This window comes from Actinomycetospora sp., from assembly GCF_055612215.1.
This window is the reverse complement of sequence record NZ_JBVPVA010000227.1, coordinates 1-4,073: the sequence shown is the minus strand read 5'-3', so window position 1 is coordinate 4,073 and position 4,073 is coordinate 1. Positions and strand designations below refer to the sequence as shown.

Annotated in this window: 6 protein-coding genes; 2 read left to right on the top strand and 4 right to left on the bottom strand. The window is 74.2% G+C overall.

Annotation, left to right across the window (positions count from 1 at the left end):
• Both AC0CYZ_RS06365 and AC0CYZ_RS06360 read left to right on the top strand, forming a co-directional pair.
• The coding region (locus AC0CYZ_RS06365) for an ATP-binding domain-containing protein (protein ID WP_472213437.1) at positions 1-990 on the top strand (990 nt) is incomplete at its 5' end.
• 66 nt (positions 991-1,056) lie between these two features.
• A complete protein-coding gene (locus AC0CYZ_RS06360; RefSeq protein ID WP_472213435.1) occupies positions 1,057-1,353 on the top strand; it encodes a hypothetical protein in 297 nt (98 codons plus the stop codon).
• A 16-nt stretch (positions 1,354-1,369) separates the two neighbouring features.
• Here the strand turns inward: AC0CYZ_RS06360 and AC0CYZ_RS06355 are convergent, their stop codons facing one another.
• From AC0CYZ_RS06355 to AC0CYZ_RS06340, 4 genes are all read right to left on the bottom strand, one after another.
• Complete coding sequence (locus AC0CYZ_RS06355; RefSeq protein WP_472213433.1) at positions 1,370-2,011, bottom strand: winged helix-turn-helix transcriptional regulator; 642 nt, start codon at positions 2,009-2,011, stop codon at positions 1,370-1,372.
• A gap of 13 nt (positions 2,012-2,024) precedes the next feature.
• Positions 2,025-2,459 (bottom strand): VOC family protein, encoded by a 435-nt coding sequence (locus AC0CYZ_RS06350; RefSeq protein ID WP_472213431.1) that lies wholly within the window; start codon positions 2,457-2,459, stop codon positions 2,025-2,027.
• Positions 2,460-2,544: 85 nt separating this feature from the next.
• On the bottom strand, positions 2,545-3,279 hold the full coding sequence (locus tag AC0CYZ_RS06345) for a pentapeptide repeat-containing protein (protein WP_472213429.1): 735 nt from the start codon (positions 3,277-3,279) through the stop codon (positions 2,545-2,547).
• 176 nt (positions 3,280-3,455) lie between these two features.
• Positions 3,456-4,073: carboxylesterase family protein (locus AC0CYZ_RS06340; RefSeq protein ID WP_472213427.1), on the bottom strand; the 618-nt coding region annotated here is incomplete at its 5' end.

Here is a 4,073-nt window from a genome sequence, read left to right as displayed (position 1 = left end):
GTGGTGTTCGTCGGCGACCCCGACCAGCTCGCCTCCGTCGAGGCCGGCGCCGTGCTGGGCGACCTGGTCAACGCCCCCGACCTCGGCGCCGGCGCGCAGGCCCGCTCCGACGCCGTGGACACCGCGCTCGACGCCATCGGGTGCACCGCGCGGCCCGGCTCCAACGGGGTCGTCCGGCTCGAGCGGAACTACCGCAACAACGACGACATCGCCGCGCTCGCCGCCGCGATCCGCGCCGGGGACGCCGACGCCGCCCTCGAGTGCCTGCGTGGCGCGGCGTCGCTGGAGTTCGTGGAGTACGACGACGCCGCGACCCTGACCGAGCGGGAGCCCGCCGGCCTCCAGGGACTGCGCGCAGAGGTCGTGGGCGGCGCGCGGGAGGTCGCCATCGCGGCCCGGAGCGGGGACGCGGTGACCGCGCTCGAGCAGGCCGAGGAGCACCGACTGCTCTGCGCGCACCGGCGCGGGCCCTACGGCGTCGCGCGGTGGGCCGTGCAGGTCGAGCGCTGGCTCGACCGGGCCGACTCCGACGGCGACGTCCTGGTCGACGCCGACCGCGCGGCGGGTGCCGAGTGGTGGCCCGGGCGGCCGCTGCTCGTCACGGCCAACGACTACGACCTCGGGCTCTACAACGGCGACACCGGCGTCGTCGTCGAGCTCCCCGCGCCCGGCGGCGGGACGCGCCCGATGGCCGTGTTCAGCCGCGGGGGCACCCCGCTGCAGCGCGCGCCCGCCCTGCTCGGCGGGGTGCAGACGGTGCACGCGATGACCGTCCACCGGGCCCAGGGCAGCCAGTACGCCCGGGTCAGCGTGCTGCTGCCGCCCCCGGAGTCGCCGCTGCTGACCCGCGAGCTGCTGTACACCGCGGTCACCCGGGCCCGCACGAGCGTCCGGGTGGTCGGCTCGGCCGAGGCGGTCCGCGCGGCCGTCGAGCGGCCGGTCAGCCGCGCCTCGGGGTTCGCGCGACGGACACCCCGGACGTCGTCGTGACGTCGGGCCGGTGACGTTCGGCGGGTGGCAGTGACGGACGACCCCGGGTCGGGTATCTATTCCGCCATGGACCCCTCCCTGGCCCGCAACCCCGCCGCGCTGCCGGACAGCTCGCCGGAGAAGCAGAGCGAGCTCAAGCTCAACGTCGGGATCGGCACCATCGGCACGATTCTGTCCCTGTTCGTCACCGTCGTCTTCATCGCGGTGATCGACGAGCTCGTCCTCGGGATCGTCTTCGCCGTGGTGACGGTCGTGTCCGCGATCATCACGATGTACGTGTACCGCCGGCTGCGCCGAGGTCGGTCCGCGTCGGCCGGCACCGGGTCGGAGTCCGCGTCGGGGTCGGAGGCCGCCGCCCACTAGGTGGCGGCCACCGACCTCACGCGGCGAGGTGGAACGTGCTCGCGAAGCGGTCGAGGAGGTCGCGGCGCCCGCTCAGCACCTCGACGACGCCGGTCTCGATCGCCCGCTGCGGGGCGAGCTCGCCGGAGAGGACCCGGCGGATCCCCGGACCCGACGCGAAGGCGAGGTCGACCGGTCCGTCCTCCCGGGTCACGTCGAGGGTGGTGCCCTCCACGCGGATGCGCAGCTCGGCGGGACCGATGCGCGCCCCGTAGGCGGTGGTGGGAAGGCCCGCCGCCACCTGCGGCCGGAACGCGGTGCGCAGGGCCACGGTCATCCCGTCCGGGGTGATGATCTGCTCCTCCCTCGGGTCGCCCAGGGCCTTGAAGCCCCAGGCGCTCAGCGCGAGGACGACCGGCTCGAGCTCGCGGCCGTAGGGCGTCAGCTCGTAGATGATGATGCGCGAGCGGGGCGCCCGACGGATGACCCCGGCGGCCTGCAGTTCCTTGAGCCGCGCCGCCAGGATGTTGCTCGGGATGCGGGGCAGACCCGCGGCGAGTTCCCCGTTGCGGCGGGGCCCGACGAGCAGGTCGCGGACGATGAGCATCGCCCAGCGCTCGCCGACGAGCTCCAGCGCCCGCGTGACGCCGTCGTACTGCCCGTACTCCCGCGGGGCCATCGGAACCCGGTCCTCAGCCCTGCTGGCTCGCGAAGGCCTCGGGGCCCTGCTCGGCGGCGACCGGGTCCATCCAGCCGAAGTCGATCACGTTGCCGTCCGGGTCGGTGAGCGGGCGCTGGTACATGAAGCCGTAGTCCGCGGGGGCACTCGGCTCGGCGCCGCCCGCCGCGACGCCGGCGGCCACCGCGACGTCGACCTCCTCCCGGCTGTCGAGGAAGATCGTGGTCGCCGCGGAGGGGTTCTTCGCCGGGTCGCCGATCGGCAGCTCGGTCATGGTCTGGAAGTACTCGCGCGTGTGGATCATGAAGTAGTTGTGGCCGTCCTCGACGACGACGCAGGCGACGTTGTGGTCCGAGAACTGCGGATTGATGGTGAACCCGACCGCCGTGTAGAAGGCCTTCGCCCGCTCCAGGTCGGTCACCGGCAGGTTGACGAACATCGTGGGCATCTCGGTCCTCTCGTGGGTCCGTTCTGGACGCTGCTCACACTTGCAAAAAACAAGTGGCGCGTCAACGGGTCCGACCCGGGTCGGGTCAGGAGACGACGAGGCCCAGGGCTCGGCACACGTCGGCGGCCTGCGCCTCGCTGACGATCGCGCCCCGCAGGGTCCGCGGCGCGTCCTCGGTGAGCTCGCCGAGGTCGGCGCCGCGCAGGTCCGCGCCGGCCAGTCGGGTGTGGGCGAGGTCGACGTCGCGCAGGGTGCAGTCGAGCAGCGTGGCGTCGCGCAGGTCGGCGCCCCGGAGGTCGGCCTCGGAGAGGTCGAGGCCGCGCAGGGTCACCGCGCGCCAGGCCACGTCCTGCAGGTTGGCGAGGCCGAGGTTCGAGCCGTCGAGCCGGTAGGTGACGGCGAGGCCGCGCAGGCCGGAGAGGTCGGCGCCGATCATGCGGCAGTCGGTGAACCGGGTCTCGGTGAGCAATGCGCCGGTCAGCCGGATGCGGGAGAGGTCGGTGGCCTCGAAGACCGCGTCGGTCAGGTCGGCGTCGACGAGCTCGGCACCGACCAGCGACCCACGGCGGACCCGGACGCCGTCGAGGGTGGCTCCGCGCAGGTCGGCGCCGGGGAAGCGGCAGGCGTCGAGGGTCAGCCCGGTGAGGTCGACTCCGTGGAGGTCCGGCTCTGTGGCCGAGCAGCGGCGCAGCACGGGGTCGCGCCGGCCGGCGAGCAGTGCGCGCAGGTCCAGGCCGGTCAGGTCGGCGTCCTCGACGGGGTCGCCCGCGTCCAGCCGAGCCGCCACGTCGTCGGGCCGGAGCGGTCGTCCCTCGTCCACGCCGCCCACCCTGGCAGCACTGCGGGTGCGTCCGGCGAGGGGCGCCCCTGGCCGCTCTACCCGACCGAAGGTGCCCTTCGCTCAGAACGACGGGCCGGCCGCGGTTCCGGCGAGGGGCACCTCTGGCCGCTCTACCCGACCGAAGGTGCCCTTCGCTCAGAACGACCGAGCAGCCCTCAGCGGTACCCGCGGAACCCCTGCCAGGCGAGCCGGCGTTCGCGGCGCGGGTCGCTCTCGACGCGGTCGGTGGCGTCGACGATCCGGGTCAGCCGGGTCTCGGCCGTGTACCGCGGCCAGAACCCGTCGGGCGCCCCGTGGTGGGCGAACGACGTCCACGCACGCTGCATCCGCTCCGACGCCCCCCGCAGTGCGCGCCGGCCGCCCAGGATCGTCAGGATCTTCCCGACGCGCGAGTCCGCCATCCCGAACACCGGGTAGAGCTCGCTGGCGTGGGTCGCGCGCAGGCCCGCCCAGCGCAGCAGCCGCGGCGCGAGGTCGTAGCGATAGGCGTACACCGGGTTCCCCGCCGCGGCGTGCGCCTCCCTGACCTGCACGGACGGGTACCAGAACATGTAGTCGCCGCCGAGGTCCTTGCGGTGGGGCGTGCCGCGGTAGGCGGCGAGGACCTGCTCGCCCAGCTCAGGCTGGGTCGCGGCGAACAGGGCGTCGGCGCGCTCGTCGGACACCAGCAGATCGAGCCGCAGCCCGGGGAGCTCGAAGAGCCGGCCCTCGGTGTCGTTGGTGCCGATGATCAGCGGGACGGGATGGCTGCGGCCCGCCTCGAAGGCGTCGAG